This window comes from Bacillus sp. S4 (assembly GCF_040838205.1).
In the GTDB taxonomy this organism is placed as follows: Bacteria; Bacillota; Bacilli; order Bacillales; family Bacillaceae_G; genus Bacillus_A; species Bacillus_A cereus_U.
Genome location: NZ_JBFPJI010000391.1, coordinates 1 through 2831 on the forward strand (window position 1 = coordinate 1; position 2831 = coordinate 2831).

Sequence of the window (2831 nt, forward strand, 5' to 3'; positions counted from 1 at the left end):
ACATTCACAAGCTAAAAAACTCAAAATCATTATAGATGAAGATATTGTTTCCTTTAGAGATAATGGAATTGGCTTTGATATAAATGTCAAAGGAACGGGAATAGGATTAAAAAATATTGAAGATATATCAAAGATGTTCAATATAAAATACACTTTACAATCAAATAGTGAGGGGACGATGCTTTCTTTTAAAAACACTCAAAAGAATATATAAATTTCATTTGAATTTCTAGTTTAAGTTTTATTAATAACGCCTATCATGTCGTTACGGAACCCAAACCTTTTTACTGAAGCAGAGGGGGATACTGCTTTTACAGATGATATATTGGAGACTTTGAAGAAATCGCGTAGGTTTTAAAAAAGGGGAATATTTGGTCCATCACTTGATCCCATCATAAATGAGCATTTCAGCAAAGAATAAGAGTTAAAAAAACGATCTTTTCTGTAGGTTCCTACAAAAAGGATCGTTTTTGTAGTTAAATTGAAATTTCAGACTAAATAAGATTGCTGTTAAAATGGAATGTTGATTTCTGCCGAGTGCTTTGGAATTTATGCAGTACTTCTGTCTTTTCGAGAAGATTTCTTTCTTCAAGTTTTGGTGCAATAAAACGATATATTGCTTTTATTAGACTAGAAAAGAGCACTTCCATTATGAAAGTAAATATTTCTGGTTGCTTTTTGTAGATATGATTATATGAGTCTAAAAAAGCATGGTTTTTGTAAATTCAATATTTGCTTTAGAGAATTTTTGGATCTCAGAATGTCCAAGATTTAAAGATTATTTACATCTATTTTAATTGTTTTGCACCTGAACTGTTTATACTATTTGTAGGATTTTCTGCTTTTTTGTCGAATATACTTAATGCAAGGAGGGACATTACATGATTATTAAAGACTATTTCATCAATCTTTCTATTTTTTCTCTATTAGTTAGCGCAGCAATATTTATTCAAGTGTTTTTGATTCATTCCAGGCGATATTTCGAAAAATTCTATGGAGGGATTATTGCAGTTACTTTGATGCTCTTTTCTTTTCCATACATGGGATTTTCCTACGATCTTCGAGTTGTTCCTCTTATTCTATCTTTTATTTACTTTGGTCGCATTGCTGGTTGGATTACGTTAATTAGCATTATTATAATGCGTATCTTTTACATTGGAGGTTACTGGGAACCTCCTGTGATTGCTTATTTAGGTTTGGGTATCCTATTTGTTACTTTTAAAACATATTTTAAAAACCCTCATCCTTTTAAAAGTGCATCTTTATATTTTTCTGTTTTTGTCGGAATAAAGTGGTTAGTTGGTGTATTATTTAATACTACATTACTTTACACAGGAGGCTTATTATATATAGCATTAGGACTTTTAATTGGGCTATTTCTTATGGAAGCCTACCAGAGATTGTATTATTTAACACAGGACTTATCTAAAATGAATCGGGAATTAAAAAAATCGAAGCAAGAACTCACAGATACCGTACATGAGCTTCAAGGAGGGATTTTTAAATTTAAAAAAGTGGGTAAACACTTTATACACACTTTATGTGATGGACAGTTTTATTATCAAAAAGGATTTTATTCTGAACAGGTGGTAGGAAAAAGCTTACGGACTATTGATGCTTCTATTGTTCCACCACATTTAGTTCCACAATTGATGAAGTATTATCTTCAGGCATGGGAAGGGAAAGAAATTATATTCGAATTACCCTGGCCAGATGATAAAACGATTATTCTTATTGCACTTAGGCCGATTAAACGAAATGGACAAGTTATTGAAGTTGTTGGTTCTACAGTCGATATAACCGAAAGGAAAAAGGTAGAATCAGAATTAAGAGCTACCAAAGAATTACTAGAATCATTTATAAAGCATAATGTAGATGCTATTACCATTTCTGATCGAGAAGGGCATATTTTACAAGCAAATAAAGCTTATGAAAAGATATTTGGATGGTCATTACAAGAAATCATAGGTAAGAGATTACCCTGTGTACCAGATTTCTTAATGGAAGAATCACTTAAAGATATTCAGAAAATTCTAACAGGAGAATCCGTAATTACTAGATTAGAAACTGTTAGACGACGTAACGATGGAAGTCTTCTTGATGTCAGTCTGACAGTTTCTCCTATACTAGACGTAAGAGGAAATGTGATAGCTTTATCTGCAATATGTAGAGACATCTCTGAAAGAAAACAAGCAGAAAGAGAACGACATCGATTACACCAACAATTAAAAGATAGTGAAATGAAGTACCGTGCACTAATCGAACAAGCAACTGATGCAGTATATGTAGTAGAGCTGAATGAAAATCATGTTCCAAGTCGATTCATTGAGGTAAACCCTGTTGGTTGTAAAAGATTTGGATATAGTAGAGAAGAGCTGCTATCGTTACCATTTCCAAATGTAGTACCACAAGATTCTAAAATGATTGTAAGGTTGTTAGAAAAAATTAGAGAGGGACAAACTTCCTTCACTTTGCAAGATGAATATGCTTTTCCAACAGGAAAAATAATAACAACTGAGTTTAGTGTCCGTGTTTTTAACTTAAATGGTAAAAAAGTTTTCCTGAGTATTTCTCGTGATATCACTGAACGGCTAAAAACAGAAGAATTACTACGGAAATCTGAAAAACTTGCTGTCGTAGGACAATTAGCGACTGCAATGGCTCATGAAATTAATAATCCATTAACCGCAATGAAAGGGTTTATGCAATTACTAAAATCAACGGAAACTGAGAATAATCAGAGTTATATAAATATAGTATCATCAGAGATTGAGCGTATAGAAAGTATTACTAATGAATTTATGGCGGTAGCCAAACCACAGGTGGTAAAG

At 32.3% G+C, this 2831-nt stretch carries 1 protein-coding gene and 2 pseudogenes; 2 read left to right on the plus strand and 1 reads right to left on the minus strand.

Going from position 1 to position 2831, the window contains the following annotated elements:
- Positions 1-214, plus strand: a pseudogene (locus tag AB3X48_RS20610) (two-component sensor histidine kinase); the annotation flags it as partial.
- Between the two features lie 286 nt (positions 215-500).
- Here AB3X48_RS20610 and AB3X48_RS20615 read toward each other — a convergent pair.
- Positions 501-763 (minus strand): annotated as a pseudogene (locus AB3X48_RS20615) (hypothetical protein); the annotation flags it as partial.
- A 118-nt stretch (positions 764-881) separates the two neighbouring features.
- Here AB3X48_RS20615 and AB3X48_RS20620 point away from each other — a divergent pair.
- Positions 882-2831, plus strand: a 1950-nt coding sequence (locus AB3X48_RS20620) for a PAS domain S-box protein (protein ID WP_367959882.1), incomplete at its 3' end; no start/stop codon positions are given.